The organism is Variovorax sp. SRS16, assembly GCF_901827165.1.
Taxonomy (GTDB): Bacteria; Pseudomonadota; Gammaproteobacteria; order Burkholderiales; family Burkholderiaceae_C; genus Variovorax.
Window position 1 is genome coordinate 5,736,152 of record NZ_LR594666.1, and the last position, 26,840, is coordinate 5,762,991.

At 66.7% G+C, this 26,840-nt stretch carries 26 protein-coding genes; 8 read left to right on the plus strand and 18 right to left on the minus strand.

Annotated features, from left to right (window positions below; genetic code table 11):
- Positions 1-3: 3 nt before the first annotated feature.
- Both E5P2_RS27610 and E5P2_RS27615 read right to left on the minus strand, forming a co-directional pair.
- On the minus strand, positions 4-1,419 hold the full coding sequence (locus E5P2_RS27610; protein ID WP_162570259.1) for a peptidylprolyl isomerase: 1,416 nt from the start codon (positions 1,417-1,419) through the stop codon (positions 4-6).
- An 8-nt stretch (positions 1,420-1,427) separates the two neighbouring features.
- Positions 1,428-3,974, minus strand: a complete 2,547-nt coding sequence (locus E5P2_RS27615) for an LPS-assembly protein LptD (protein ID WP_162570260.1) — start codon at positions 3,972-3,974, stop codon at positions 1,428-1,430.
- Positions 3,975-4,069: 95 nt separating this feature from the next.
- Here E5P2_RS27615 and E5P2_RS27620 point away from each other — a divergent pair, with 95 nt between their 5' ends.
- The 5 genes from E5P2_RS27620 to E5P2_RS27640 all read left to right on the plus strand — a co-directional run bounded on the left by E5P2_RS27620 (position 4,070) and on the right by E5P2_RS27640 (position 9,094).
- Positions 4,070-5,176 carry an aminoglycoside phosphotransferase family protein gene (locus E5P2_RS27620; RefSeq protein ID WP_162570261.1) on the plus strand — a complete coding sequence of 369 codons (1,107 nt, stop codon included), beginning with the start codon at positions 4,070-4,072 and terminating at the stop codon, positions 5,174-5,176.
- Complete coding sequence (locus E5P2_RS27625; RefSeq protein ID WP_162570262.1) at positions 5,176-5,904, plus strand: 16S rRNA (uracil(1498)-N(3))-methyltransferase; 729 nt, start codon at positions 5,176-5,178, stop codon at positions 5,902-5,904. The genes E5P2_RS27620 and E5P2_RS27625 overlap by 1 nt, the downstream gene beginning before the upstream one ends.
- Before the next feature lie 94 nt (positions 5,905-5,998).
- The gene (locus E5P2_RS27630; RefSeq protein WP_232080945.1) at positions 5,999-7,309 is read left to right on the plus strand and encodes a M20/M25/M40 family metallo-hydrolase; all 1,311 of its coding nucleotides are present in this window, start codon (positions 5,999-6,001) and stop codon (positions 7,307-7,309) included.
- A gap of 49 nt (positions 7,310-7,358) precedes the next feature.
- The gene (locus E5P2_RS27635) at positions 7,359-7,826 is read left to right on the plus strand and encodes a YidB family protein (RefSeq protein ID WP_162570264.1); all 468 of its coding nucleotides are present in this window, start codon (positions 7,359-7,361) and stop codon (positions 7,824-7,826) included.
- Positions 7,827-7,915: 89 nt separating this feature from the next.
- Positions 7,916-9,094 carry an MFS transporter gene (locus E5P2_RS27640; RefSeq protein ID WP_162570265.1) on the plus strand — a complete coding sequence of 393 codons (1,179 nt, stop codon included), beginning with the start codon at positions 7,916-7,918 and terminating at the stop codon, positions 9,092-9,094.
- Here E5P2_RS27640 and E5P2_RS27645 read toward each other — a convergent pair.
- A complete protein-coding gene (locus E5P2_RS27645; protein WP_162570266.1) occupies positions 9,091-9,930 on the minus strand; it encodes an alpha/beta hydrolase in 840 nt (279 codons plus the stop codon). The two genes, E5P2_RS27640 and E5P2_RS27645, sit on opposite strands and share 4 nt — an antisense overlap.
- Positions 9,927-11,423, minus strand: coding sequence for a M20 family metallopeptidase (locus E5P2_RS27650; protein WP_162570267.1), 1,497 nt, complete (start codon positions 11,421-11,423; stop codon positions 9,927-9,929). The genes E5P2_RS27645 and E5P2_RS27650 overlap by 4 nt, the downstream gene beginning before the upstream one ends.
- A 141-nt stretch (positions 11,424-11,564) precedes the next feature.
- On the opposite strand from E5P2_RS27650, the gene E5P2_RS27655 reads away from it, so the two are divergent.
- Entirely contained in the window at positions 11,565-12,374 is an 810-nt protein-coding gene (locus E5P2_RS27655; protein WP_162570268.1) for a DUF72 domain-containing protein, read from the plus strand.
- A 6-nt stretch (positions 12,375-12,380) separates the two neighbouring features.
- On the opposite strand, the gene E5P2_RS27660 is transcribed toward E5P2_RS27655, so the two are convergent.
- From E5P2_RS27660 to metX, 3 genes are all read right to left on the minus strand, one after another.
- On the minus strand, positions 12,381-12,908 hold the full coding sequence (locus E5P2_RS27660; protein ID WP_162570269.1) for a bactofilin family protein: 528 nt from the start codon (positions 12,906-12,908) through the stop codon (positions 12,381-12,383).
- A gap of 130 nt (positions 12,909-13,038) precedes the next feature.
- Positions 13,039-13,632, minus strand: a complete 594-nt coding sequence (gene metW, locus E5P2_RS27665; protein ID WP_162570270.1) for a methionine biosynthesis protein MetW — start codon at positions 13,630-13,632, stop codon at positions 13,039-13,041.
- Entirely contained in the window at positions 13,629-14,813 is a 1,185-nt protein-coding gene (gene metX / locus E5P2_RS27670) for a homoserine O-succinyltransferase MetX (protein ID WP_162570271.1), read from the minus strand. Before metX ends, metW begins: the two co-directional genes overlap by 4 nt.
- Positions 14,814-15,274: 461 nt before the next feature.
- Here metX and E5P2_RS27675 point away from each other — a divergent pair, with 461 nt between their 5' ends.
- Positions 15,275-15,796, plus strand: a complete 522-nt coding sequence (locus tag E5P2_RS27675) for an RNA recognition motif domain-containing protein (RefSeq protein ID WP_162570272.1) — start codon at positions 15,275-15,277, stop codon at positions 15,794-15,796.
- A 78-nt stretch (positions 15,797-15,874) separates the two neighbouring features.
- Here the strand turns inward: E5P2_RS27675 and E5P2_RS27680 are convergent, their stop codons facing one another.
- From E5P2_RS27680 to E5P2_RS27695, 4 genes are read right to left on the minus strand one after another with little or no spacing between them, the layout of a single operon-like run.
- Complete coding sequence (locus tag E5P2_RS27680) at positions 15,875-16,666, minus strand: SDR family oxidoreductase (protein ID WP_162570273.1); 792 nt, start codon at positions 16,664-16,666, stop codon at positions 15,875-15,877.
- Between the two features lies 1 nt (position 16,667).
- The gene (gene lptC / locus E5P2_RS27685) at positions 16,668-17,309 is read right to left on the minus strand and encodes an LPS export ABC transporter periplasmic protein LptC (RefSeq protein ID WP_162570274.1); all 642 of its coding nucleotides are present in this window, start codon (positions 17,307-17,309) and stop codon (positions 16,668-16,670) included.
- Positions 17,306-17,854, minus strand: coding sequence for a KdsC family phosphatase (locus E5P2_RS27690; protein ID WP_162570275.1), 549 nt, complete (start codon positions 17,852-17,854; stop codon positions 17,306-17,308). The genes lptC and E5P2_RS27690 overlap by 4 nt, the downstream gene beginning before the upstream one ends.
- On the minus strand, positions 17,854-18,855 hold the full coding sequence (locus tag E5P2_RS27695; RefSeq protein ID WP_162570276.1) for a KpsF/GutQ family sugar-phosphate isomerase: 1,002 nt from the start codon (positions 18,853-18,855) through the stop codon (positions 17,854-17,856). The genes E5P2_RS27690 and E5P2_RS27695 overlap by 1 nt, the downstream gene beginning before the upstream one ends.
- Before the next feature lie 75 nt (positions 18,856-18,930).
- Between E5P2_RS27695 and E5P2_RS27700 the strand changes: the two genes are divergently transcribed.
- Positions 18,931-20,916 carry a monovalent cation:proton antiporter family protein gene (locus tag E5P2_RS27700; RefSeq protein WP_162570277.1) on the plus strand — a complete coding sequence of 662 codons (1,986 nt, stop codon included), beginning with the start codon at positions 18,931-18,933 and terminating at the stop codon, positions 20,914-20,916.
- A 54-nt stretch (positions 20,917-20,970) separates the two neighbouring features.
- Here E5P2_RS27700 and E5P2_RS27705 read toward each other — a convergent pair whose 3' ends face one another.
- From E5P2_RS27705 to rpmH, 7 genes are all read right to left on the minus strand, one after another.
- A complete protein-coding gene (locus tag E5P2_RS27705) occupies positions 20,971-21,483 on the minus strand; it encodes a hypothetical protein (protein ID WP_162570278.1) in 513 nt (170 codons plus the stop codon).
- Between the two features lie 442 nt (positions 21,484-21,925).
- Positions 21,926-22,393, minus strand: a complete 468-nt coding sequence (locus tag E5P2_RS27710; RefSeq protein WP_162570279.1) for a Crp/Fnr family transcriptional regulator — start codon at positions 22,391-22,393, stop codon at positions 21,926-21,928.
- A gap of 86 nt (positions 22,394-22,479) precedes the next feature.
- Complete coding sequence (gene mnmE, locus E5P2_RS27715; protein WP_162570280.1) at positions 22,480-23,886, minus strand: tRNA uridine-5-carboxymethylaminomethyl(34) synthesis GTPase MnmE; 1,407 nt, start codon at positions 23,884-23,886, stop codon at positions 22,480-22,482.
- Positions 23,887-23,953: 67 nt separating this feature from the next.
- The gene (gene yidC, locus E5P2_RS27720; protein WP_162570281.1) at positions 23,954-25,720 is read right to left on the minus strand and encodes a membrane protein insertase YidC; all 1,767 of its coding nucleotides are present in this window, start codon (positions 25,718-25,720) and stop codon (positions 23,954-23,956) included.
- Entirely contained in the window at positions 25,717-26,007 is a 291-nt protein-coding gene (gene yidD, locus E5P2_RS27725; RefSeq protein WP_162570282.1) for a membrane protein insertion efficiency factor YidD, read from the minus strand. The genes yidC and yidD overlap by 4 nt, the downstream gene beginning before the upstream one ends.
- Positions 26,008-26,012: 5 nt before the next feature.
- A complete protein-coding gene (locus E5P2_RS27730) occupies positions 26,013-26,399 on the minus strand; it encodes a ribonuclease P protein component (RefSeq protein WP_162570283.1) in 387 nt (128 codons plus the stop codon).
- Positions 26,400-26,467: 68 nt separating this feature from the next.
- Complete coding sequence (gene rpmH / locus E5P2_RS27735; protein WP_007834827.1) at positions 26,468-26,602, minus strand: 50S ribosomal protein L34; 135 nt, start codon at positions 26,600-26,602, stop codon at positions 26,468-26,470.
- Positions 26,603-26,840: the final 238 nt, after the last annotated feature.

Sequence of the window (26,840 nt, forward strand, 5' to 3'; positions counted from 1 at the left end):
GCGTCAGGATTGCGGCGGGTCGCGGTATTCGACGTAGGCCCGCGCGCGCACTTCCTGCGCCCAGGCCTCGAAGGCTTCGTCGATCTTCTTGTCACGCAGCACCGCGCGGGCGGCCTCGCGCTGCTCGGTCTGGCTGAGCTTCGCTTCGCGCCGCGCCACCACCTGGATCAGGTGCACGCCGAAGCGCGACACCACCGGATCGCTGATCTGGCCGGGCGCAAGGCGGTTCATGGCTTCCTCGAACTCGGGCACGAACTGGCCGGGGCGCGACCAGCCCAGATCGCCGCCTTCCTTGGCGCTGGCATCCTGCGAGTTGTCTCGCGCCAGACTGGCGAAGTCGGCAGTGCCCTTCTGCAGCCGCTCCTTGAATTCGGCCAGCTGCGCGACGGCCTGCGCCGTGGTGCGCTTGGGGTCGTTGCGCAGCAGGATGTGGCGCACCTCGGTCTGGGTGACGATCGCATCGCTTGCGCCGGGCTGGCTCTTGGCAAGCAGCTTGAGCACATGGAATCCCGCACCCGAGCGGATCGGCCCCACGATGCCATTGACCGGTGTCGACTGCGTCGCATCCACGAAGAGCGTCGGGTAGCGCTCGGCGCTGCGCATGCCGAGCGCGCCGCCGTTGGCACGGTCCGGCGAATCGGAGAGCTCCTGCGCGAGCTTGGCAAAGTCTTCGCCGGCGCGGGCACGCTGTGCCACGCTCTGGGCGCGTTGCTGCAAGGTCGCCACCTGTGCATCGCTGGCGTCCTCGGGCACCGCGATCAGCACCTGCGCGATGTTGATGTCCGGCGGCACCGCCGCATTGGTGCCGCTGCGCTGATCACGGATGAACTGGTCGACCTCGACGTCGCTGACCTTGACCTTGGACTCGACTTCGCGCTCGCGCAGCCGTGTCAACAGGAGCTGGTCGCGCAGGTCGTTGCGGAATGACTTCACCGAGATGCCTTCTTCACCCACGCGGCGCTGCAGCTCGACCATGGAAATCTGGTTCTGTCGCGCGACGGTCTGTTCGGCCTGGTCGATCGCGAGTTCGTCGACCTTGATGCCGGCATCCTTCGCCGCCTGAAGCTGCGCGCGCTCCGCGATCAGCCGCTCGAGCACCAGGCGCGTGAGCTCGGGCCGCGGCATGCGCTCGGCCTCGGGATTTTCCTTCAGGATGCGCGTCAGGCGCGTCTGCACTTCGGTGTTGGTGATCGGCTCCGAATTGACCAGCGCGACGATGTATTCGGCCGAGCGCTGCACCGGCGCGCCGGTCGCCGCAGCAGTCGACCGCGGCGCGGTCGTGGGCGGGCCGAGGCGTGGTCCGGCACGCATGATGTCCGTGATGCCCATGCCGGGACGCAATCCCTGGCCCTGCGCAAGGGATGAGGCGGCCAGCGCTGCAAGGCAGACCAGGGTCAGCGGGAAGCGGATGTTGTTCATGGCGGGGCTCAGTCGTAATTGGTGAAGCGGCTCGGCGCGGCGATCGGCGAACGCAAGGGCTGATAGCGCTGGATGTTCTGGGTCAGGGTCCGCAAGGGGCTCGAGCCGACGCTCGCGAAACCGACGAACTCGATCTGGAACATCAGACGCGTACTGGCTGTGATCTGGCCGGTGGTGATGCGTTCCAGCACGATGCGTCCGATCCAGCAACAGCCGTCGTATTCGACGCCGATCACACCGTCGGTGAGCTTGCGATCGAGCATGCTGTAGTTGAGGCGGCCGACCGAATACCAGCGCCCGCCGCCCTGGCCGCGCCCAGGGCCAAGATCCTTGCCCTTGTCGCCCCACAGATCGTTGAGCGGCCATTGCCAGCTGACATCGAATGACTTGTCGCCGTCGACGACCGCCGCCGAGCTGTTGGCCTGGTAGTTGTAGGTCGCCGAGAGGTTGTGGTACTGGCTCGGGTTGTAGCGCGCCGTGATCGCTTGACGCGACGAGGTGCGGTTGTCCGCGTTGTACTGGACGGTGGTGTCGAGGCTCCACTTCGGCGTCCAGTTGATCTGGGCGCCCAGCAGCAGGTCGCTGGCGCGATCGGTCACCGGCAGCGTCGCCGCCTGCCCGGCAGCGGCCGGCAGCGTGACGCGCTGGTCGCTGAAGCGCAGGCGCTGGGCGATGCCGAAACGCGCGGCCTCGGCGCCGGTGTCGGGGTCGATCAGGCGGGATGTCACGCCCAGCGTGAGCACGTTGGTGTCGGAGATGCGGTCGTTGCCGGAGAACGCGTTCTCCGTGTAGACCGTCGCGAAATTGAAGTCGTTGGCCGCCGAATCGTAGTTCGGCAGGTTGCTCTGGTTGCGATAGGGCGTGTAGACGTAGAAGGCGCGCGGTTCCAGCGTCTGGCGGAAGGCGCGGCCGAAGAAGGTCGCGTCGCGCTCGAAGACCATGCCGCTGTCCAGGCTGAAGGTCGGCAGCACGCGGGTTGCCGAGCTGCCCGGCTGAAGGCCAGGGTGTCCGAGCTGCGTCGCTTCCTGCGCGAGCTGCCCGGGCGATTGCGCCTCGAACTGGTAGGCGGTCGCGTTCAACATCACCTTCGGGATGATGAAAGTCCCCGGCGTCAGGAAAGGCCGGCTGACCGAGAGCTGTGCGAATTCGCGATCGCCGTTGGGCTGACCCTGTATCACAGGATCGCCGCGAAAGCGCGAGTAGGCGGTCTTGAGCGAAAGGTCGAGCCCGTGCCAGTCGTACTTGGTGTAATTGGCGCTGATCTCGGGCAGCTTGTCGTAGGGCGGAACGATCGGCGCCAGGTCGTACTGCAGCGTTTGATAGCTCTGGGCCGAAAAGGCGCCGCTCCAGTCGCCCTTGACCCAGTTGAGCGCGGCATCGTTCGACAGCAGCCGCTGCGTGAGGGACGGCGTGCGGGTGAAGTCGCGCCAGTAGTCGTTGTCGCTCACCCGGTTGATGTTGAGCGTGCCGGTGAGCGAATCCAGGTCGAAGGGCTTGGGATCGAAGGTCTGCTGGTGGTGCGTCCAGATGCCCCAGCGATTGCTGCCGGGCAAGGTGGACGAGGGCGCATTCGCGGTGGTCGCCGTACCGTTCGACAGGTTGTTGTAGTAGGTGCGCAGCGAATCGTTGTAGCGAGACAGCGGCAAGGTGTCGGACGGCATGTAGTCGATGCGCACGTTGCCCTGGTACTTGTCTTCCAGGTAACGGAATTCGCTGCCGATGTTGACGCCGCGCTTGCTCATCAGCTCGGGATAGAAGGTCGCATCGCGATTGGGCGCGATGTTCCAGTAGTACGGCTGCGTGATGTCGATGCCGTTGACGCTGTCGATGCCGATGGTGGGCGGCAGCAGGCCGCTCTTGCGGTCGTTGCTCAGCGGGAAGCTCAGCGACGGAAACGGCGGCGTACTGATGCCCATGAAACTCAGGCGTGCGTCCGTGGCCACACCGACGTTCTCTTCGGTGTCGGTGGTGAGGGTGGCCGCGGTCAATAGCCAGGCAGGCATCCAGCCCGGAAAGTCCTCGCGCCGGCAGGTGGTGTAGGTGGCGTGTCGGGCCACCGAGACGTTGCTGTCGACGAAGTCGATCCGATCCGCATCGCCTTCTCCGCCGGTGGCCAGGAAGCGGTAGTGGACCTTGTTGAAGAAGCCTTCGAAAGTTTCGAGCTTGAGCTGGAGCTCGGGCCCTTCGTAGGTATTGCCGGCCTGATTCACATGCACGTTGCCATGGGCCTTGGCGAGATCGTCGGGCTGGTAGTACTCGAGCCGGTCGGCACGGATGACGGTGTCGCCGCGGCGCAGCGACGCGTTGCCTTCGACCGTTGTCTCCAGATCGGGCCGGCCGGAAATACGGTCACCGTCGACGAAGCTGGGCAGCTCGCCGCGCTGGGTCTGCGGAATGGTTTCGGTGAGCTGCGGCGTCCGCTTGAGGACCAGCGGCGCATCCAGAACGGCGTCCTGCGCCAGCGCGCCATGCGCGTGCAGCAGTGCAAGCGACAGCACGGCCAGCGGCAAGGGCGGGCAGCACCGGCGCCAGGCGGCTCGGGTCAGGTCAGGCATCGATAAGAAACGGATGTCGTCAGGAAGGAACGGGCGCCAGAGGGCCGGGCGCGGAAAGGAAGCCCGCACAGGCGGATTTGTAGAATTGATTATCCATGACAGCCTCTCCGACCCCGGCCAACGGCGCCGCACCTCCTTTCCTTGCGCCGGCGGCGTCGCCGCCGCTCTGGAGCGATCCGGCCCGCGAGCAGGCCTTCGCGCATTGGATCGAGGGCCTTGCCGCACCCCATCGCGTGCTGCCCGGCACGGTGCGCCTGGCATCGGCCGATGCGAGCTTCCGGCGCTATTTCCGCATCGACACGAGCGACGCGGGCACCCGCATCGTGATGGACGCGCCGCCGGCCCAGGAAAACAGCGCGCCCTTCGTCCAGGTCGCGCAGCTGATGGCCCAGGCGGGTGTCACGGCGCCGCAGGTGCTGGCATGGGATTCGGCGCACGGCTTCCTGCTGCTGGACGACCTGGGCCGCGAGACGATGCTCGACGTGATCGATCCGCAAGCCCCCGGTGCCGCGCGACCTCTCTATGCCGAGGCCATCGATGCGCTGATCCGCTGGCAGCTCGCGTCGAAGCCGGACGTCCTGCCGCCCTACGATCGGGCCCTGCTGGAGCGCGAGCTGGCGCTTTTTCCGCAGTGGTACGTCACGCAGCACCGCGGCCTGCGCATGGAAGGCCGTCTGCAGGAACGGCTGGAGCGCAGCTTCAGGTTGATCGTCGAGAGCAACCTCGCCGCACCGCGCGTGTACGTGCACCGCGACTTCATGCCGCGCAATCTCATGGTGACCGGCGGCGTACTGTCGGGTGTGCTGGATTTCCAGGATGCCGTGTACGGCCCCATCACCTACGACATCGCCAGCCTGATGCGCGATGCCTTTCTCAGCTGGGATGAAGAGTTCGTGCTCGACATGACGGTGCGCTACTGGGAGCGCGCGCGTCGCGCGGGCTTGCCCGTCGACGAGGACTTCGGCGCCTTCTATCGCGCCGTCGAATGGATGGGCCTGCAACGCCATCTGAAAGTCGCCGGCATCTTCGCGCGCCTCACGCTGCGCGACGGCAAGCCGAAGTACCTGGCCGATACGCCGCGCTTCATCGCCTACATCCGCGCCACCGCCGGCCGCTACCACGAGCTCACGCCGCTCCTGCGCGCGATCGACGAGATCGAAGGCACGCAGGCCGCGAGCGGATTTGCCTACGGGCGGGTGTGATGCCACGCTTTCATTGCGCCGTGGCGCTCGCCGCCGACAGCGCATTGACGCTGCCGCCCGGCGCCGCGCGCCACGTGCAGGTGCTTCGAATGCAGCCCGGCGATGCACTGACGCTCTTCGACGGCGCAGGCGGTGAATATGCGGCGACGGTCGAGCGCATGGGACGCAGCGAGGTGGCCGTGCGGGTCGGTGCCCACAGCGCGGTCGAACGCGAGACACCGCGCGCTGTGCACCTGGCGATCGGCATGCCGGCCAACGAGCGCATGGACTGGCTGGTCGAGAAGGCCACCGAACTGGGCGCCGCCAGCATCCAGCCGCTGATGACCGCGCACGGCGTGCTGCGCCTCGCCGGCGAGCGCGCGGAGAAGAAGCGCGTGCACTGGGAAGCGATCGCCATTGCCGCCTGCGAGCAGTGCGGACGCAACCGCGTGCCGCACATCCACCCGGTGCGGACCTTGGCCAGCTGGATCGACATGCCGCCGGCCGATGCCGAACGCTTCGTGCTGAGCCTGGCCGATGGCGCCCACAGCCTGGGCGGCATCCACGATGAAGCGCTCGGCATCGCGGGGCGCGGCATGTGCCTGCTCAGCGGCCCCGAAGGCGGGCTCAGCCCCGCCGAAGAGAAGGATGCCCTCGCGCGCGGCTTCGCGCCGCGCACGCTCGGCCCGCGCGTGCTGCGCGCCGAAACCGCGGCGCTGGCGGCGCTTGCACTGCTCGCGGGTCAGTGATCAGATGCTTCATCGCGCTTTCATCTGGCCCCGTCATACTGCACCGCGCATGTCCCACCGCCTCGCTTCACCGCGCCTCGCCTGCGTGCTGTTCATGGCGCTCGGCGTGACGAGCACCGTTCACGCCCAGGGATCGGCGGTGGCGCCGACGCCCGCGCAGCTCAAGCCCATGGTCGACCAGACGTACGCGCAGCTCCTCGCCGCCCCGGCCGTCAAGCAACTGCTCGAGGCGGTCAAGGCCGATCACGCGCGCTCGATCGAAGACCTGCGGATGCTCACCGAGATCGAGGCGCCACCCTTCAAGGAACAGAAGCGCGCCGAGGCCTTTCTCGCGCGCATGAAGGCGGTCGGTCTGACCGACGCCAGGATCGACGCCGAAGGCAACGTCGTCGGCTTGCGCAAGGGCAGCGGCAACGGACCCCGGCTGCTGATCTCGGCGCACCTCGACACCGTCTTTCCCGCCGGCACCGACGTCAAGGTGAAGGAGCGCGACGGCAAGCTCTATGCGCCCGGCATCTCGGACGACACGCGCGGGCTGTCGGTGCTGCTCTCGTGGCTCAAGGTGCTCAACGACAACAAGGTGCAGACGGTGGGCGACCTGCTGGTCGTCGGCGACGTGGGCGAGGAAGAGCTCGGCAATCTGCGCGGCATGAAGGCCATCTTTCGCGACCATCCCGACATCGACGGCATGGTCGGCATCGAGCCGGCGGCCGACGGCACCGTGCTGGTCCTGGGCACCGCGAGCCATCGCTACGAGGTCAGCTTCAAGGGACCCGGAGGCCACAGCTACGGCGCCTTCGGCCAGGTGCCCAGCGCGATCCACGGCATGGGCCGCGCGATCGCCAGGATCGCGGACATCCGCACGCCCAGCTTTCCGAAGACCACCTTCACCGTCGGCACCGTGGGCGGCGGCACCTCGGTCAACACCATCGCGCCCGATGCGCGCATGGCGGTCGACATCCGGTCCGACGAGATGGGCGCGCTGCTGGACACCGAAAAGAAAGTGCTGGCCGCGATCGACGAAGGCGTGGCCGAGGAAAACAAACGCTGGAACGTCAACACGCTCAGCGTCTCCACCAGGCTGATCGGCGACCGCCCGGGCGGCCGCACGCAGGCCGACTCGGTGATCGTCGAGGCCGCCATTCGCTCGAACAGCGCCTTCGGCCACAAGACGCTGCTGACCGGCGCGAGCACCGACGCCAACGTGCCGATGGCCCTCGGCATCCCGGCCATCATCATCGGCGGCGGCGGCAAGACCGGCGGCTTTCACGCGCTGTCCGAATGGATCGACGTGACAGACGGATGGATGGGCGCGCAGAATGCACTGGCGACCGTGCTCGGCTTGGTCGGCGTCCAGGGCGTGAGCGAACCCTTGCTGCCCAGACGCGCCGCGCGGCCGAAGTAGTTTTTTCTCGTCTCACCTTTTTTCTTCCTTTCATCTTCAGGAGTCCATCATGGGATTGCTCGATTCGGTTCTCGGACAAGTGCTCGGCGGCGGTCAGCAACCGGCCGGACCTGGCGGTGTGGGAAGCCTGGGCAGCGCCGGCGGCCTCGGTGACCTGGGGGGCCTCGCAGGCGCACTCGGCGGGCTGCTCGCCAACAACGGCGAGCAAGGCGGCCTCGGTGGCCTGGTCTCGAAGTTCGAGCAGGCCGGGATGGGCAATGTGATCCAGTCGTGGATCGGCAAGGGCGAGAACGCGCCGATCTCCGGCGACCAGCTGCATGCCGCGCTGGGCAGCGACGTGGTCTCGGGCATCGCGCAAAAGCTGGGCGTCAACCCTGCGACGCTGCTGCCGATGCTGGCCACGATGCTGCCGACGCTGATCGACCACCTCACGCCGCACGGCCAGGTTCCGGCCGAAGGCCTCGGCAACCACGAGGACCTGCTGTCTTCGCTCAGCGGCCTGCTGCAGAAAGGCTGACTGAGACGGGTGCCGCGCGGCGAATCGCCGCAGGCATGCTCCCGGCGCCGCAAGGCGCCTTTTTTCTGACCACCCGCCGACCCGCCTTCATGAATCGCAACCTCTGGCTGCTCGCCGTTTGCCAGGGCCTGTTCCTGACCAACAACGTCACCTTCATCGCGATCAATGGCTTGGTCGGGCTGGGGCTGGCGCCGCACGGCTGGATGGCCACCTTGCCGGTCATGGGCTACGTGGTCGGCAGCGCGCTCGCCACCGGCCTGGTGTCGCGCACGCAGCGACGCTTCGGGCGGCGACGCTCGTTCCAGATCGGCCTGGCGGTGGCGCTGGGTTCGGCGCTGCTATGCGCGCTGGCGGCGTTCTGGAAGAACTTCGGCCTGCTGTGCTTCGCGACGGTGGTGGCCGGCTACTACAACGCCAACGCCGGACTCTATCGTTTTGCCGCTGCGGAGCTCGCCACGCCCGACTGGCGCGAAAAGGCCGTCTCGCTCGTGATGGCCGGCGGGCTGATCGGCGCGGTGCTGGGGCCGAATCTCGCGGCTGTTGCACGCGGCTGGTTCCTCGTGCCCTTCGCGGGCGCGTACCTCGCGCTCGCCGTGGTCGCGCTGCTCTCGATGGGCGTGATGCAGTTCATCGAATTCCCGCCGCCGCCGGCTCGCAGCGCAACGGCAGGAGGCCGTCCGCTGGCCGAGATCATGCGCCAGCCCGTGTTCATCGTCGCCGCGGCAGCGGGCGCGCTCGGCTACGGCGTCATGAACTTGCTGATGGCCGCGACGCCGATCGCCATGCAGATCTGCAGCCTGCCCTTCGACAAGGTCGCGCTGGTGCTCGAGTGGCACGTGATCGGCATGTTCGCACCGGGCTTCTTCACCGGGCATCTGATCCGCCGCGTCGGCGCGCTGCCCGTGATGGGCGCGGGCCTGGCGCTGAACCTCGGCTGCATCGCGGTCGCGCTCTCGGGCGTGGACCTGCATCAGTTCCTGATCGCGCTGTTCATGCTCGGCGTCGGCTGGAACTTCCTCTTCACAGGCAGCACCACGCTCTCGCTCACCGCCTACAGCGCGGAAGAGAAGGATCGGGCGCAAGGTGCGCTGAACTTCTGCGTGTTCGCGACGCTGGCGGTGAGTTCGTTCGCCTCGGGCGTGCTGGTCACGACGCAGGGCTGGCGGCTGCTGAATTTCGGCTCGCTGCTGCCCGTGGTGCTGACTGGTGCGGCCCTGCTGTGGCTCGTCCGCAGGCAGCGCGCGACAACGCTCGAGGTCGCGGGTTAGCTTCGGATCGGAAAGCGCGCGTCGAGCCAGCGCCCGAGCTCGGCGAACACTGGTTCGGCATCGAGCTCGTTGAAGATTTCGTGGTACAGCCGCTGGAAGCAGGTGGCGCTGATCGAGGGCGCGGGCGCGGTCGCAGCGAACGCGCGGCTGCCTGCAGGCTTCACGAGCCGATCGTCGCCAGCATAGAGCAGCAGCGTGGGCACCTGCCATCGCGGCGCGGCCGCCTGGACGACGGCGCCTTCATCGGCGAGAAAACGCGCGAGGCGCGCACCGATGCGGTCATGGCACAGCGGATCGTTGCGATAGGCCTGCACGACCGCGCGGTCGTGCGAAAGGTAGTTGCCGTCGAGGCCGTTGCCCACACGCAAGCCTGGCGCGACACGCGAAAGAACAGCGACCAGCAGCTTCTGGAACGCACTGAGCCCGGCATCCAGCCCCGGTGAGGAGAGCACCAGCCCATCGACCGGTCGCACGGCCCGCGCGACGAAGCTCGCTGCCACGAGACCACCGAGACTGTGGCCGAGCAACACCAGCGGCAGACCGGGATGAGCGGCACGCACCTCGTCGACCACGAGCGCAAGGTCATCGACCAGCCGCATCACGGAGGGCAACCCCCCGCGCCTGCCGCTCGATGCGCCATGGCCGTAGTGATCGACCGCATGCACCGCGAAGCCCCACGCATGGAGGCGCGCGGCCACATGCCCGTAGCGCCCCGCGTGTTCGCCCAAGCCATGCACAAGCAGCACGACGGCTCTCGCTGGCGCGTCGGCCACGGGCCAGTCGTGCAGCGCCAGCGTCTCGCCGTCCGGCGTGCGCAGCGCGCGCTGCGATATCAAGCGGCGACGGCGGCGTGCGCGGCCGGCAACGCGGCGATGACTTCAGCCACCGCGGCGGTCAGCTTCTTCGCGTAAGGCACGTGCAGGAATTCATTCGGTCCATGCGCATTGCTGCGCGGTCCCAGCACGCCGCAAACCATCATCTGCGCCTTGGGGAAGCCGGCGCTCAGCATGTTCATGAGCGGGATGGTGCCGCCCTGTCCGATGTAGCCGCAACCCGAGCCGAAGTGCGCCTGCGACGCAGCGTTGAGCGCGCGCTCGAACCAGGGCTCGATGGCCGGTGCGTTCCATCCGGTCGCGCCACCGCCGCCTTCGAAGGTGACCTTGGCCTGATAGGGCGCGTTGTCTTCGAGCAGGGTCTTGAGCTGCTGCACGGCCTGCGCGGCATCGACCAGCGGCGGCAAGCGCAGCGAGAGCTTGAACGCGGTATACGGGCGCAGCACATTGCCCGCGTCCTTCAGCGCCGGAAAGCCCTCGGCACCGGTGACCGACAGCGTCGGCTTCCAGGTGCGGTTGATCAGCGCTTCCACCGGGTCGGTGGTGGTGGGCAGTGCGAACGCCGTCGATCCGCCGCAGTCGTAGTGGGCCCAGGGGAAGCGCTTGTAGACCTCGTCGCCGAGAATGGCCGCGGTGGCCCTGGCCTGCGCGAGGCGCTCGGCCGGCACCGCACAATGAAAACTCTCGGGCAGCAGGCGGCCGGTCTTGCTGTCCTCGAGGCGGTCCAGCACCTGCCGCATGATGCGGAAGCTCGAAGGCACGAGCCCCGAGGCATCGCCGGAGTGAATGCCTTCGGTCAGGATCTCGACTTTCAGCGTGCCGCTGGCCATGCCGCGCAGCGAGGTCGTGAGCCACAGCTGGTCGTAGTTGCCGGCGCCGGAATCGAGGCAGATCACGAGGGAGACGTCGCCGAGCCGCGGCCGCAGTGCATCGACATACGGCAGCAGATCGTAGGAGCCGGATTCTTCGCAGGTCTCGATCAGCCCGACGATGCGCGGATGCGCCGCGCCCTGCGCCTTGAGCGCCTGCAGCGCCGCCACGCTCGCGTAGACCGCGTAGCCGTCGTCCGCGCCGCCGCGGCCATAGAGCAGGCCGTCTTCATACTTGGGCGTCCACGGCCCGAGGTCGTTGCGCCAGCCGGTGAATTCGGGCTGCTTGTCGAGGTGGCCGTACATCAGCACGGTTTCCTTCAGATCGGTGCCGGTGGCGGGCACTTCGAAGAACAGCACGGGCGTGCGGCCTTCGAGGCGGACGATCTCGAGCTTCAGGCCCTCGACCTTCTGTGCCTCGACCCAGTTGGCTGCGTTCTGCAACACGGTCTCGAGGTGACCATGCTGGACCCATTCCTTGTCGAAGCCGGGCGACTTCGCCGGAATGGCGATGTAGGCGGTGAGTTGCTTGACGATATCGCTGTCCCATTGGGACGAGACATCGGCCAGTGCGCGATCGGCATCGAGCAGCCCGGCAGGCAGCTCGCGGTGGAGAGGGGCGTTCATGAGAATTCTCCGCGGGGTGGGGAAACGATGTTAGTGCCTCCCGGGGGATCGCGCAGCAGGGCCTTCGATGGCCACGGTCGGCGCGGTTCGCAGTCAGAATGCGCACTGCGCGATTCGACGACGCATCATCCGGAGTCCTTCTTGAGCAAATCATCCGCACGCATTCGGGTCGGGATCGGTGGCTGGACCTTCGAGCCCTGGCGCAACAACTTCTATCCCGAGGGCCTGCCTCATGCCCGGGAGTTGAACTACGCCAGCCGCCAGGTCACGGCCATCGAGGTCAACGGCACCTACTACAGCACCTTCAAGCCATCGACCTTCAGGAAGTGGCATGGCGAGACGCCCGATGACTTCGTGTTCTCGCTCAAGGCATCGCGCTTTTCCACCAACCGCAAGCAGCTGTCGACCGCCAGGGAATCGATCGCGCGCTTCGTCGACAGTGGCATCGGCGAGCTCGGAAACAAACTCGGGCCGATCCTCTGGCAGTTCATGCCGACCAAGGTTTTCGATGCGGAAGATCTCGCAGGCTTCCTCGAATTGCTGCCGAGGAAGGAGGGCAGCCATGTGTTGCGCCACGTGCTGGACGTGCGGCACGAGAGCTTCAAGACGCCCGACTATCTCGCGCTCGCGCGCAAGCACAAGGTCGCGACGGTCTTCACCGACTCCGACAAGTTCCCGTCCTTCGCCGACCTGACCGGCGACTTCGTCTACGCGCGCCTGATGAACAGCGACCCGGCGCACAAGAACGGCTATGCGCCGAAGGCGCTGGACGCGTGGGCCGAAGCCGCAAAGACCTGGGCCGCCGGCGGCAAGCCGAAGGCATTGCCGCACGTGGAGGAACAGAAGATCGCCGGTGCCGTGCGGGAGCGCGACGTCTTCGTGTACTTCATCAACGGCGCAAAAGAAAAGGCACCCGCCGCGGCGGGTGCCTTGATCGAGCGCCTGGGCTGAGCGGCCTCAGGCAGCCGCTTGCAGCGCCGGCTTGCTGCTGCCGCCCGGCGACGCGCCGAAGCTGATCTCGCCGGACAGCTGGCCGCCTTCTTCGATGACGATCTTGCCGTAGCGGATCTTGCCCGTGACCTTGCCGGTCGAATGGATGACGAGCTTCTCGCGCACCGTGAGGTTGCCGTCGAACAGGCCGCGGATCTCCGCGATGTCGATGTCGGCGGAGCCCTTGAACGCACCCTGCTCGGCGATCTGCATGACGCGCGAATCCATCGTCGCTTCGACCAGGCCTTCCACCACCAGCGTGTCGCAGTCCGTGATCTCGACACCCTTGAGCTTGATGTTGGGGCCGACGGTGAGCTTGCTGCCGCCTTCCTTCGCAACGCTCGCTGCCGCATTGGCGGCCTGCGCCGTCAGTGCGGAAGGACTGACGGGGGTGCCCGAAAGGTTGGTGCCGGAACCCATGAGCGGCGCGGGGCGGGAGGTGGGGGAATCGGCTTCGCGTTCACGCTTGCCGAAGAAGGGGGACTGTGTGGCCAATGGGTAGCTCCTCAAAAGGGCTATCGTAAGAAGGCGTTTACGGGCCGCGGCACTTCATTGCGCAAGAAGCGTAACTGAATACATCTGCTTTGCGATTGGTGCGAACTTTCGTGCTCCTCGAATGACCGCGTCAAGCGGCGCGCTCGCGCTCGAACTTGAACACCGCCGTGCTGGCACGCGCATTGGGCAGCCAACGCACCTCGCGTCCGTCCTGCAGACCGAAGGCGTCGAGCACCCGCAATTGATTCTTGCGGGCCAGCACGTCGAAATCCTTGAAGGTGCCGACGCGGATGTTGGGCGTGTCGTACCACTGGTAGGGCAGGCGCCGCGTCACGGGCATGCGGCCGCGCGCGATGCTGATGCGGTTGGGCCAGTGCGCGAAGTTGGGAAACGCGACGATGCCGATGCGCCCGACACGCGCGGTCTCGCGCAGCATCACTTCGGCGTTGCGCAGATGCTGGAGCGTGTCGATCTGCAGCACGACGTCGAACGAGGCGTCGTCGAACAGGGCAAGGCCTTCGTCGAGGTTGAGCTGGATCACGTCGACGCCGCGCCGCACGCATTGCAGCACGTTGCCGTCGGCGATCTCCACGCCGTAGCCGCTGCAGCCGCGTTCGCGCTGCAGCAGGTCGAGCAGCGCGCCGTCGCCGCAACCGAGGTCGAGCACGCGAGCGCCCTCGGGCACGAGCCGTGCGATCAGCTGCTGGGTGTCCAGATCGCTCATGCCTTTGCCCTCCGCGGCAGGGCTGGTGCGGCGGCGTCCAGTTCCTTGCCGATGCGTTCGAAGTACGAACGCACCACGCCCATGTAGCGCACGTCGTCGAGCAGGAAGGCGTCGTGCCCGTGGGGTGCGTCGATCTCCGCGTAGCTCACGTTGCGGCGATTGTCGAGCAAGGCCTTCACGATCTCGCGGCTGCGCGCCGGCGAGAACCGCCAGTCGGTGGTGAAACTCACGAGCAGGAACTGGGCCGTCGCCCCGGCCAGCGCCGCACCGAGCTCGCCGCCGTGCGCCCGTGCGGGATCGAAGTAGTCGAGCGCGCGCGTGATCAGCAGATAGGTGTTGGCGTCGAAGTATTCGCTGAACTTGTCGCCGTTGTAGCGCAGGTAGCTTTCGATCTGGAATTCGACCTCCTGGGTCGAATAAAGGAAGTCGGTGTTCGCGGCGCTGCCTTCGACCGCGCTGCGCAGCGCACGGCCGAACTTCTCGTTCATCAGGTCGTCGCTCTGGTAGGTGATGTGGCCGATCATGCGGGCGATCCGCAATCCGCGCTTGGGCACCACGCCGTGCTCGTAGAAGTGGCCGCCATTGAAATCGGGGTCGGTGACGATGGCCCGGCGAGCGACTTCGTTGAAGGCAATGTTCTGCGCCGTCAGGCTGGGCGCACTGGCCACCACGACGGCGTGCCGCACGCGCTCGGGGAATTGCAAGGTCCATGACAGCGCCTGCATGCCGCCAAGGCTGCCGCCCATCACGGCAGCGAGGCCGTCGATACCGAGCGCATCGAGCAAGCCGGCCTGCGCGTTGACCCAGTCCTCCACCGTGACCACGGGGAAGTCGGCACCGTAGACACGGCCCGTCTCGGGGTTGACGTGCATCGGGCCGGTGGAACCGAAGCAGGAACCGAGGTTGTTGACGCCGATGACGAAGAACCGGTTGGTGTCGACCGGCTTGCCCGGGCCGATCATGTTGTCCCACCAGCCCTCGGACTTCTCCTGGCCCGCATAGACCCCGGCCACATGGTGCGACGCATTCAGCGCATGGCAGACGAGCACGGCGTTGCTGCGCTCGGCGTTGAGCTCGCCGTAGGTTTCATAGGCCAGCGTGTAGTTGCTGATCGACGCGCCGCTGCTCAACGCGAGCACGCCTGGAAACTGCATCGATTGCGGAGTGACGATGAACGACATGGAACGAAAAGACCCGGCCTCGCCAAAAACGAGCCGGGTCCGGCATCCGTCTTTAGCTGCATTTATTAAGCGCCCGCAAGCTGGTGCAAATCGGCGCGTTTGCAGAGTATATGTCGCGCGGCCGCAGCACTGCGCAGGCACTCGGTCAGCACGCAAAAACACCGGGCAGCAGCGGCCAGTACGGGTGCCGCGATCGCCCTGCCGTCGCCGATCGACGGCATCGAGCACTCACCTCATTGGTAAGCAAGCACTGGCTTCCACTATATTTTTGGAGCGGCAGCGGCCGGGGCAAATTCTTACTTGCATGGCGAAGATTTCACCCATAATGCACGAGCCTCCCTTCAAATTTCTTGTGGCGGCGATTCGGTGATCGGTCAGTTTCGCGCAACTCGACGGTTTTCGTTTGGGTCGTGCTATCGGGACTCCATCGCTTTTCTTGATGTGTTTATAGGAGTCCCTTGATGGGCAACAAACTGTACGTCGGTAACCTGCCTTACTCGGTACGTGACGGTGATCTCGAGCAGGCCTTCGGGCAATTCGGCTCCGTGACGAGCGCCAAGGTCATGATGGAGCGCGACACGGGTCGCTCCAAGGGCTTCGGGTTCGTCGAAATGGGCAGCGATGCAGAAGCACAAGCAGCCATCAACGGCATGAACGGCCAGCCGCTCGGCGGCCGCAGCGTCGTGGTGAACGAAGCGCGCCCCATGGAAGCCCGCCCTCCGCGTAGCGGCGGCGGCGGTTATGGCGGCGGCGGTGGTGGCTACGGTGGCGGCGGCAGTGGTGGTGGTGGCGGTTACGGCGGCGGCGGTGGTCGCAGCGGCGGTGGCGGCTATGGCGGTGGTGGTGGCGGCGGTTATGGCGGCGGTGGCCGCAGCGGCGGTGGCGGCGGCGATGGCGGATTCCGCAGTCCTTACGGTGCAGGTCCCCGTGGCGGCGGCGGCGGTCGTGGCGGCTACGGCGGCGGCGGCAACAGCGGCTATTGAATCCGCGGATATGCGGTCCCCACGAAAGGCTCCTTGCAGGAGCCTTTTTTCATGGCGTGCCGCAGCGAGAACGCGTGCTCATTCGCCGCGACGCTTCTTGCGCGCGCGGCCTTGCAATGCGCGGTCGAACACGGCGTTGGGCAGCATGCGCATGAGCTTGGCGACCACGCCCATCTGCCAAGGGATCACCCGGTAGCTCGACCCGGCCTCGATCGCCCGAAAGGCCTGGTCTGCAAAGTCGTCCGCACGCATCAGGAACGGCATGCCATAGCGATTGCCTTGCGTGAGCGGCGTGTCGACATAACCGGGGCAAAGGGTCACGACCTTCACGCCGGTGCCGCGCAATTCACCACGCAGGCTCTCGCAGTACGCGACCACGCCCGCCTTGCTGGCGCAATAGGCGCCGTGGCCCGGCAGGCCACGGATGGCCGCGACACTGCCGATGCCCACCAGCCGGCCGCTCCCACGTTCGGCCATGCGCGCAATGAAAGGATGGAAAGTGGCGGCCAATCCCACGTTGTTGGTCGCGAAGGTCTGCGCCAGCACATCGAGATCCGAGCGCTCTGCCGTGTCGATGCCGATGCTGATGCCGGCATTGGCGATCACCACGTCCGGCACGCCCTGTTGGGCGATGCACCCCACGCCGGCCTCGACGATGCTGTCGGTCTGCGCAACGTCCGCGTCGTAGATCCGATAACGATCCGCGCCGATGCGGCGGGCGCTCGCCCAGGCATCGATTTCGCCGGTGCGTCTGGCCACCAGCGCGAGTCGGTAGCCGGCATCGTGAAACCGGGCCGCGAACGCCTGGCCGATGCCGCTGGACGCGCCGGTGATGAAGACAAGAGGCGCCGTGCGCTCGCCGTTGTCCATGTCAGGGCTTGGTTCCCGCAGCGGCCGCGGGTGGCATCAAGAGCCCATGGACGCGTCCATGCAGATTGGCGACGCCGGTCAGGTTGTCGAAATCCAGCGAGTCGCCGGTGAACCGGTCCGTTCCCCGCGTGAGGATGACGGGCTTGTTCGACTTGACCCGCTCGGTGTCCAGGAACGCGTGCAGGAATTCGCCGCGAAACTCCAGCCGCGGCATCACCTTGCCGTCGGACGCGAGTGCGGCGTCGCGCACCACGATCGCATTGCCGAACAACTGCACCTCGCTGCCATCCCCATTGGACAATCCCCGGTTGGCGGTCGCGTGCGTGACCAGGCCTTCGGGCGAGACGGAACGCATCCGCACCTGGTCCACTTCCAGCGTGTCGCTGTCGGGATAGTGCCGCCCCTCCTTGCCGAACAGCTCGCTGCGCAAATCGCCGTTGGGCAGGAAGTTCTTGATCACAAAACCGCGCATGAAGAAGTCGGGCACGTGCGTCGGCGCCTCCTTGGCCGCCGGCGCGAGCAGCCTCGGCGCATTGCGCACCAGCCAGTAGGTACCGAGCGCGAGTGCAGCCGCCACGATGATCGGCAGGTAGATCGTGACGCGATCGAAGCCGTCGCGCAGCAGATTCAGGATCTGCTTCATGCCGCGAGGCCCCGCGCGCGGTCCAGCAAGCGCCGATAGTGGCCGCCTGCCGTGAGCAGCAGATCGCAGAATTCCCGCGCTGCACCTTCGCCGCCGCGTGCGGCCGTCACATGGTGCGCGATGGCGCGCACTTCGACATGGGCATTGGCCGGCGCAGCCGCGAACGCGACGCGTGCCAGCACCGGCAGATCGGGCCAGTCGTCGCCGATCGCCGCCGCCTGCGTCCAATCGAAACCCAGCGACGCGAGCATGGCCTCGGCGGCCGGCAGCTTGTGTTCGGTGCCGTAGCGAACATGCTGGATGCCCAGCGCCTCCAGGCGAATGCGCAGCGGCTTCGAATCGCGGCCGGTGATCACCGCCGGCACGATACCGGCCTCGCGCAGCAGCTTGAGGCCATAGCCGTCGAGGATGCCGAAACGCTTGAGCGTCTCGCCGTGTTCGCTGAAGTAGACGCCGCCGTCGGTCAGGACACCGTCGACGTCGAAGAAGGCGACGCGGATGTCCTGCGCGGCAAGCAAGGTCTCGGCCCGGAAGTCCAGCGGCATCAGATGACCTTCGCGCGCATGAGGTCGTGGGTGTTGAGCGCACCGACGAGGAGGCCGGCGGCATCGGTCACGAAGAGGCGAGTGATGCCGTATTGCTCCATCAGCTCCGCTGCTTCCACCGCCAGGGCGTCGACGCGGATCGTTCGCGGCGAGCGATGCATCACGGTCGCCGCCGTCGCCGTACGCAAGTCGGCGCCGGCTTCGACCAGCCGGCGCAGATCGCCGTCGGTGAAGATCCCCGCAGCCCGGCCGTCGGCTTCCATCACCGCGGCGGCGCCGAATCCCTGGATGCTCATCGCGCGCATGAGTTCGCTCACGTTGGCGCCCGGACCGACGCGCGGCACCTCGCCGCCGGTGCGCATGACGTCGCTCACGTGGGTCAGCAGCTTTCGGCCGAGCGCGCCGCCCGGATGCGAACGCGCGAAATCCTCGGTGCCGAAGCCGCGTGCATCGAGCAGCGCAACGGCCAGCGCGTCGCCGAGCGCCATTTGCGCCGTGGTGCTGGCGGTGGGTGCGAGGTTGAGCGGGCACGCTTCCTTTTCGACGCCGCTGTCGAGCACGATGTCGGCATGGCGCGCCAGCGTCGAATCGGCGCGGCCGGTCATCGCGATGAGCGGGACGCCCTGGCGCTTGACGACCGGAAGAATCACCGTGAGTTCCTCGACCTCGCCGCTGTTGGAGATGGCCAGCACGAGGTCCACCGACTTGATCATGCCGAGGTCGCCATGGCTCGCTTCGGCCGGGTGCACGAACATCGCCGGGGTGCCGGTCGACGCCAGCGTGGCGGCGATCTTGCGGCCGACGTGGCCGCTCTTGCCCATGCCCATGACCACCACGCGACCGCGCACCTCGAGGATCTTGCGCACCGCGTCGACGAAGCTGACGCCGACACGTTGCTTGAGGCCCAGCACGGCTTCGGCTTCGATGTCGAAAGTGATACGCGCCCGCGCGAGCATCGCGTCGGGTTCGGCCGTCGAGGCCATGGCAGGGCGGGAACTCATCGCGGGATTTTATCGGCCGGGACCTGCCAGGGCACAAAGTGCTGGCGCCGCGGCCACATTCAGTAGCATCGGGCCATGTCGTCGTTCGATCTCACGCTGATGTATTTGCTGGCTGCGGTGATCGGCGTGGTGATCTGCCGCTACCTCAAGCTGCCGCCGATGCTCGGCTACCTTTCGGCCGGCGTGCTCATCGGCCCGCACGCGCTGGCGCTGGCGCAGAACTCCGAGGGCATCCGGCATCTGGGCGAGTTCGGCGTCGTGTTCCTGATGTTCGTGATCGGCCTGGAATTCAGTCTGCCCAAACTGCGCGCCATGCGCCGGCACGTGTTCGGCCTCGGTCTGTTGCAGGTGATGCTGACGATGGCGATCGCCACGGCGGGCGCGTTGCTGATCGCATCGCTGTTGCCGCCCACCTGGCGCCTGGGCTGGCAGACCGCGCTCGCGCTGTCCGGCGCGCTCACCATGAGCAGCACGGCGATCGTGGTGAAGCTGATGGCCGAGCGGCTCGAACTCGACAGCGAACACGGCAAACGTGTGATGGGCGTGCTGCTGTTCCAGGACTTGGCCGTGGTGCCGTTGCTGGTCCTCATTCCGGCATTGGGTGCACCGCCGGAGGCCCTGCTCAAGGCGCTGGCCATCGCGCTGCTCAAAGCCATCTTCCTGGTCGGCGTGCTGCTCTACGGCGGTCCGCGCGTGATGCGATGGTGGCTCACGCTGGTTGCGCGCCGGCGCAGCGAGGAGCTCTTCATGCTCAACCTGCTGCTGGTCACGCTGGGCCTGGCATGGCTCACCCAACTCGCCGGGCTGAGCCTTGCGCTCGGTGCCTTCGTGGCCGGCATGCTGGTCTCGGAGACCGAGTTCAAGCACCAGGTCGAGACGGACATCCGGCCTTTTCACGACGTGCTGCTGGGCCTCTTCTTCATCACCATCGGAATGTCGCTCGACTGGCACATCGTGGTCGAGCGCTGGCTGCTGGTCGCCGTGCTGCTGTTGATGCCGCTGGCCTTCAAGCTGGTGCTGGTGACCGTGCTGGCGCGCCTGCTCGGCGCGACCTCGGGCGTGTCCCTGCGCACGGGCCTGTACCTCGCGCAGGCAGGCGAGTTCGGCTTCGTGCTGCTGACGCTGGCGCAAGGGCAGGACCTGTTGCCACGCTGGCTCGCGAACCCGGTGCTCGCATCGATGGTGCTGTCGATGCTGGCGACGCCGTTCATCATCATGTACAGCAACGGCATCGTGCGAAAGCTGGTCGCGAGCGACTGGCTGCAGCAGTCGCTGCAGATGACGACGATCGCACGCAAGACCATCAACACCGCCAAGCACGTGATCATCTGCGGCTACGGACGCTGCGGACAGAATCTTGCGCGCGTGTTGGAGCGAGAGGGCATTCCGTATCTGGCACTGGACCTGGACCCGGATCGCGTGCACCAGGCCGCCGCAGCCGGCGACTCGGTGGTGTTCGGCGATGCGGCCCGGCTGCAGGCGCTCATGGCGGCCGGCCTGGCCCGCGCCAGCGCGGTGGTCGTGACCTACCTCGATGTGCCAGGCGCGCTCAAGGTGCTGGCCAACACGCGCACCCATGCACCGCAGGTGCCGGTCATCGTGCGAACCCAGGACGATCGCGACCTGGAGCGCCTGCAGACCGCCGGTGCGACCGAGGTGGTGCCCGAGGCGATCGAAGGTTCCCTGATGCTGGCCAGCCATGCACTGGCCCTGGTCGGCGTGCCGATGCGCCGCGTGATTCGCGTGGTCCAGGACCAGCGCGACGCGCGCTACAACCTGCTGCGCGGCTACTTCCATGGCGCCGACGACGACAACGCCGACGAACTCGACCACGAGCGACTCAACAGCTTCACGCTCGCGGCCGGCGCGCGCGCCGTGGGATTGCCGCTCGATCGGCTCGCTCTGAGCGTGCTGGGTGTGCGTGTGGCGAGCCTGCGGCGGCGCGATGGCAAGGCGGCGGAGGCCAGCGACGACACGGTGCTGGAGGATGGCGACACGCTGGTCCTGTCCGGCAAGCCCGGCGCGCTCGCCATGGCGATCGACAAGTTGCAGAAGGGCTGACTCGCACGCCGGCGCGGCGCCGCACCGGCAGGAGGCTGGAGACCGAAGCCGCTTTCAGTCGGCCAGCGTCGGGTTTCGTTTTTCTTCGTCGATCTGCTGCTGGCGGCGCACCGCATCGCATTGCGGGCTCGCCTTGAAATCGGCCTTGGCGCATTGCGCGGCCATGCACCGCGCACGCGCGAAGAAACTCAGGTCCGCGCAAGCCGTTTGCGGGTTCGGCGGCGCTGCGGGCGGCGGCGCGACGGCTTCGGGCGGCGGCGGTGCAGCCACCACGGCTGGCGCAGGCGCGGCCGCCGGTACGGGCACAGGCTTGCGTGGCTTCGGAACGGCGGCGATGCGAGGCTTGGCCACGGCCGCCGGCGCAGGCGGTGGTGGCGCGGGCTCCTCGGCCTTCGGGGGCGAGGGCGCGACGATCTGCGCTTCGACCGAAGGCGCGACCGGCGCCACAGGTGGCTCGACAGGTGGAGGTGCGGACAGGGCCACCGGCGCATCGGCGGGCGCCTGGTCGTTCGTCCCGGTGTCGTACACGTACCAGCCGCCGCCCACGACAACGAGGGCCGCGATCACACCAATCAGCCGCCAGGGGGCTCCGGACGCGCTCTTGCCGGGAGCGGAAGCGCCTCGTGATTTCGCCGATGCAGACGCGCGACCGATACGAGGAGACGACGCCAGAGGCATGCTCCCTGAAGCTGGCGAGGGCCGCGACAAGACACCCGTGATGACCGTTGCCTCGTCCCGTGCGGCTGCCGGTCGAGGCACCGGCGCAGGATCGAAGATTCCCGGCGGCGCCACCGGAATCGGCAGAGGCATGCGCTGGGTCTCCGGCCAGTCGCCGCTGCCGGCCGCCGTCGATGTCTGGGCCAGTTTTCGACCGCATCCCTTGCAGAATCTCGCACCATCCCGGTTTTCGGTCTGGCAGTCGCCGCACACCACAGCCATGTCTAGCCCCTAAAGGATCCCGCAACCGGCCGGCCTGATTCGATGAAGGCCACGCCGGATGACATGCCGCTCACGTCACTGCGACGCGCTTGGGCTTGTTGACCATCCGCTTGGCAATGACGGCGCCAAGTCCCAGTGTGAGTTCCAGCGCAAGGCCGGGCTGGCGGTTTGCCATCTCGGAAAAGCGCACGGGCGTGAGGCGCCAGACGCGGGCGGCGCCGGTCGCAATCACATTGGCCGAGCGCGGCAGCCTGGAAAAGAAGGCACCTTCGCCGACCACCGACCCGGGGTTGAGGATGGCCAGCTGCATCTGGCCCTTGTCGCCTATCAGATGCACGCTGAGCGCGCCGCTTTCGATGAAGAAGAGCGTGCGGTCGTTCGCACCTTGGTCGATCAGCACCTGCCCGGCGGCAAGGTCGGAGGGTTGCAGATAGCTGGCAAAGGTTTCCCATTGTTGCGGATTGAGGGCCGGCACGAACGCGTCATAGCTCGTGTTCTGCGCGATCGCGCGGCAAAGATCCTGGATGTTGGAGGACATGACTGCTACCCCTACTGTGCGAGGCGGAGTATCCGCGATCGCCCGTAGATGTGGTGACAGAAGTCACTTGAACTAACACTTTTAGATTACTTCCCGATGCAAAAGCGGGAAAAGATCACACCCAGCAGATCGGCGGCGCCGAACTCGCCCGTGATTTCATTCAGGGCGTTCTGCGCCAGGCGCAGCTCCTCGGCCAGCAGATCCAGCGATTGCGCCCGCGCAGACAGGTGCTCGGCGGCTATTTCGAGGTGCTGTCCGACCCGCGACAGCGCCTGGACATGGCGGGTGCGCGCGAGGTACACGCCCTCCGGAACGGCCTGCCAGCCCGCCAGTTCGAGCAGCCGTTGCCGCAACGACTCGATGCCGAATCCGGTCCGGGCGGACAGCACGACGCCCGTGGTGGTCGGCGCGTCGGCGGCGGCATCCTGCTTGCTCCAGATATCGAGCACCGGCACATAGGGCGGCAGCTTGGCTGCCAGCATGCGGGCGATCGCGGCGTCGGCCTCGGCATGGTCAGGCAACGCAACGCGCGTCAGATCGTGCAGGAACAACACGGCGTCCGCGCCTTCGATCTGATTCCAGGCGCGCGCGACGCCGATCTGCTCGACCTCGTCGACGCTGTCGCGCAGGCCGGCGGTGTCCACGACGTGCAGCGGGACGCCCTGGATCTGGATCGTCTGCGACACCACGTCGCGCGTGGTGCCCGCGACCGCACTCACGATGGCGAGTTCGGCACCCGCCAGCGCGTTGAGCAGCGAGCTCTTGCCCGCATTGGGTTGACCGGCGATCACGACCTTGATGCCTTCGCGCAGCAATGCGCCCTGGCGCGCGCGCTGCTGCACCGCGCCGAGTTGCACCTGCAGCGAAGCCAGCTGTCCGGCCGCATCGGCCTTCTGCAGGAAGTCGATCTCTTCCTCGGGAAAGTCGAGGGTGGCTTCGACCAGCATGCGCAAGTGGATCAGCGCATCGCGCAGCGTGTGGATCTCCTGCGAAAAGGCGCCCGACAGCGAGCGCCCGGCACTGCGCGCCGCGGCTTCGGTGCTGGCGTCGATCAGGTCGGCGATCGCCTCTGCCTGCGCGAGATCGATCTTTCCATTGAGGAACGCGCGCTGGCTGAACTCCCCCGGCTGCGCCACGCGCAAGCCGCTCAGACGCTGCCGGCCGGTCGCCCGATCGATGTCGGCGGCGGCCTCGAGGCAGCGCGCCAGCAGGAGTTGCAGAACCACCGTACCGCCGTGCGCCTGCAGTTCGAGCACCTCCTCGCCGGTGAACGAATGCGGCGCCGGAAAGTGGATGGCCAGACCGTGATCGATGGGCGCGCCAGCCGCATCGCGAAAAGGCAGATAGGTCGCCTCGCGCGGCTTCAGGGCGCGTCCGCAGATCGCGGCAATCAGCGCATCGAGCTGCGCACCGGAGACGCGCACGATGCCGACGGCGCCGCGGCCGGAGGCCGTGGCGATGGCGACGATCGGATCGGAGGGGCGTGCAAGCATGGGAACGATTCTCCAAGCAAAAAGGGCCGCTGCTGCGGCCCTTGTTCGACGGCGGTCCGACGACCGGCTACTTGCTGCGCTTGGTGCCCAGCACGCCCAGCCGCTTGTTGATGAACCATTGTTGCGTGATCGACAGCACGTTGTTCGTGATCCAGTACATCACGAGGCCGGCCGGGAAGAAGATGAACATCACGCTGAAGGCCAGCGGCATGATCCACATCAGCTTGGCCTGCATGGGATCCGGCGGCGTCGGGTTGAGCCAGGTCTGGAACAGCGAGGTTGCCGTCATCACGACCGGCAGGATGAACCACGGATCGGGTGCCGACAGATCATGGATCCAGCCGATCCACGGCGCGTGGCGCATTTCGACGGAAGACAGCAGCACCCAGTACAGCGCGATGAAGACCGGAATCTGGATCACGATCGGGAAGCAGCCACCCATCGGGTTGACCTTCTCCTCGCGATAGATGCGCATCATCTCCTGCTGCATTTCCTGCGGCTTGTCCTTGAGCCGCTCGCGCATCTCCATCACCTTGGGATTGATGGCCTTCATCTTGGCCATGCTCGCATAGGCCTTGGCATTGAGCCAATAGAACGCGGCCTTCAGCAGCACGACCAGCGCGACGATCGACCAGCCCCAGTTGCCCAGAATGCCATGCAGCTGGTTGAGCAGCCAGTAGAGCGGCTTGGAGATGATCGCGAAGATGCCGTAGTCCTTGACCAGCTCGAGGCCGGGCGCGAGCGCCTCGAGCTTCTTTTCTTCTTCAGGGCCGGCGAACAGGTCGCTGTCGACGGTTTCCGTGGCGCCCGGCGCCAGCTTCGGCAGGTCGAGCACCATCGCGACCGAGTAAAGGTTATTGCCGAGGTCGGCCACCCGGAACTCGCGCTTGAGCTTGTCGCTGCCCGGTGCGTTGAGCAGCCAGGCCGAGACGAAATAGTGCTGCACCATGGCCACCCAGCCGTTGTCAGCGGGCGCAGGCATCTCGACCTTCTTTTTCGCGATGTCGGTGAAGGCCAGCTTGTGGAACTTCTTTTCGTCGGTGTAGACGGCCGGGCCGGTGAAGGTGTTGGTGCCGAACATCGTGCCGGAGGCGACCGTGCCGTGGCGCACCAGTTGCAGATAGAGCTGCGGGTCGAGCGGCTCGTTGCTGACATTCACGATCTGGTGCTTGACGCGGATCGAGTAGTCACCGCGCTGGAACACGTAGGTCTTGATGTACTTCAAGCCGCCGACGGGTTGCGACTCGAAGGCCACCTCGAGCGTGTTCTGACCGTCGGCCAGTTCGCGCGGACCGCTGCGCGCGGTCATCAGCGTCAGGTGGTTGGGAAAGCGCTCGCCGGTATCGACCGGATTGAGCAGACCGGTCTGCGCGACATAGCGCGTGGCGGGCGAGCCGTCTTCCATCAAGGTCACATCCTTGACTTCGTTCGGCGGAACGGGACGGCCGAGCACGCGCTGCACGGTTTCGAGCAGGCCGCCGTTGTTCGTCTGGTCGACGTACTTGCGCAGCTGCAATTGCGACAGCGTGCCGCCTTCACCGTCGAGCACGGCTTCGAACACATCGGTGGAGACCTTGACCTTCTCTCCGACGGCCGTCGCCGCGCCTTGCGTCGGAACCGCAGTGCTCACGGCGTTGCCGGCGGCGGGAAGAGCGCTGGCAGATGCGGATGCCCCAGGCGCAGCCGCGGAACCCGACGAATTTGCGGATACGGTCGTCTTGGCGGAAGGAAGGAAGGTCGGCTTGTGGCCGTTGTAGACCTGCCATTGGTCCCACAGCAGCACCAGCGAGAAGCCAAAAATCACCCACAGGATGGTGCGGCGGATATCGTTCATGAAGAAGACTTCTTGTCGTCGGAAGAAAGAAAGGAGAACAGCGATCCCGGCCTTTGGTTCCCGCGCTGCGCTTTCGGCGGAACCGGATCATGGCCACCCTGGCACCAGGGCTGGCATCGGGCGATGCGGCGTAGCGTGAGATAGCTGCCGACTGCGGCGCCATGCTGCTCGAGCGCACCGATCGCATACACCGAACAGGTGGGCTCGAAGCGGCACGACTGCCCCAGCCAGGGACTGAGCAGCACACGGTATGCCTTCACGAGGCCGATCAGCAGGCGCCGCATCATCATTCTCATGCGCGCGCCGCCACGGCGCGTTCCAACAACTGCTGGAGTTCGACACGCACGGCGGCCTTGAGTTTGCCCGAGACGGCGCTCACGAATTCCTTGCGATCGAAGCCGGAGCGCAAACGAACCACATGGGCCGCATGCGGCAACGCGCTATCGGACGCCGCGCCCATGGCATAGATCTGCCGCTTGATGGCGTTGCGGGTCACGGCGCGACGAGCCCAGCGCTTGGGCACCATCGCGCCGAGCCACACGTCCTGCATGTCGAACAGCGGCGACGCACCAGGCGGCGCTTCGAGCGCACAGCGATGCAATGCGAAGTGAGCAGTGCGCGCCACGGTGGCACCTGCGAGGACAGCCTGGAATTGCGCGCGGGTCTTGAGCCGCTGCATGGAAGCCAACCGCGCGACGCCGACGGAGGTCGATGGCGGCAACGGTATGGCGGGCAGCAGCGATGCCGTCAGACGGCGAGGCGCTTGCGGCCCTTGGCGCGGCGCGCGTTGATCACGGCGCGGCCGCCGCGGGTCTTCATGCGAACGAGAAAACCGTGGGTACGGGCGCGGCGGACTTTGGATGCTTGGTAAGTGCGTTTCATGGTGATTTCCTGGCATGCCCCGAAACACACAAAGAAAGAGTTTTCAGGGAAACCCGCGATTATCGCAAACATTCAGCCCCAGGACAATGCAGCTTCGGGCCTCACGCCCTTTTCGCCCTCGCGGAAGCGGTGTGGATAAGGTTTTGACAAGTTAGAATCAGCGGCGCATCGCGGGTGCGACTATCCACAATACGAAGACGAGAGATGGCCGAGGGACACACCACATTTCAAAGCACCC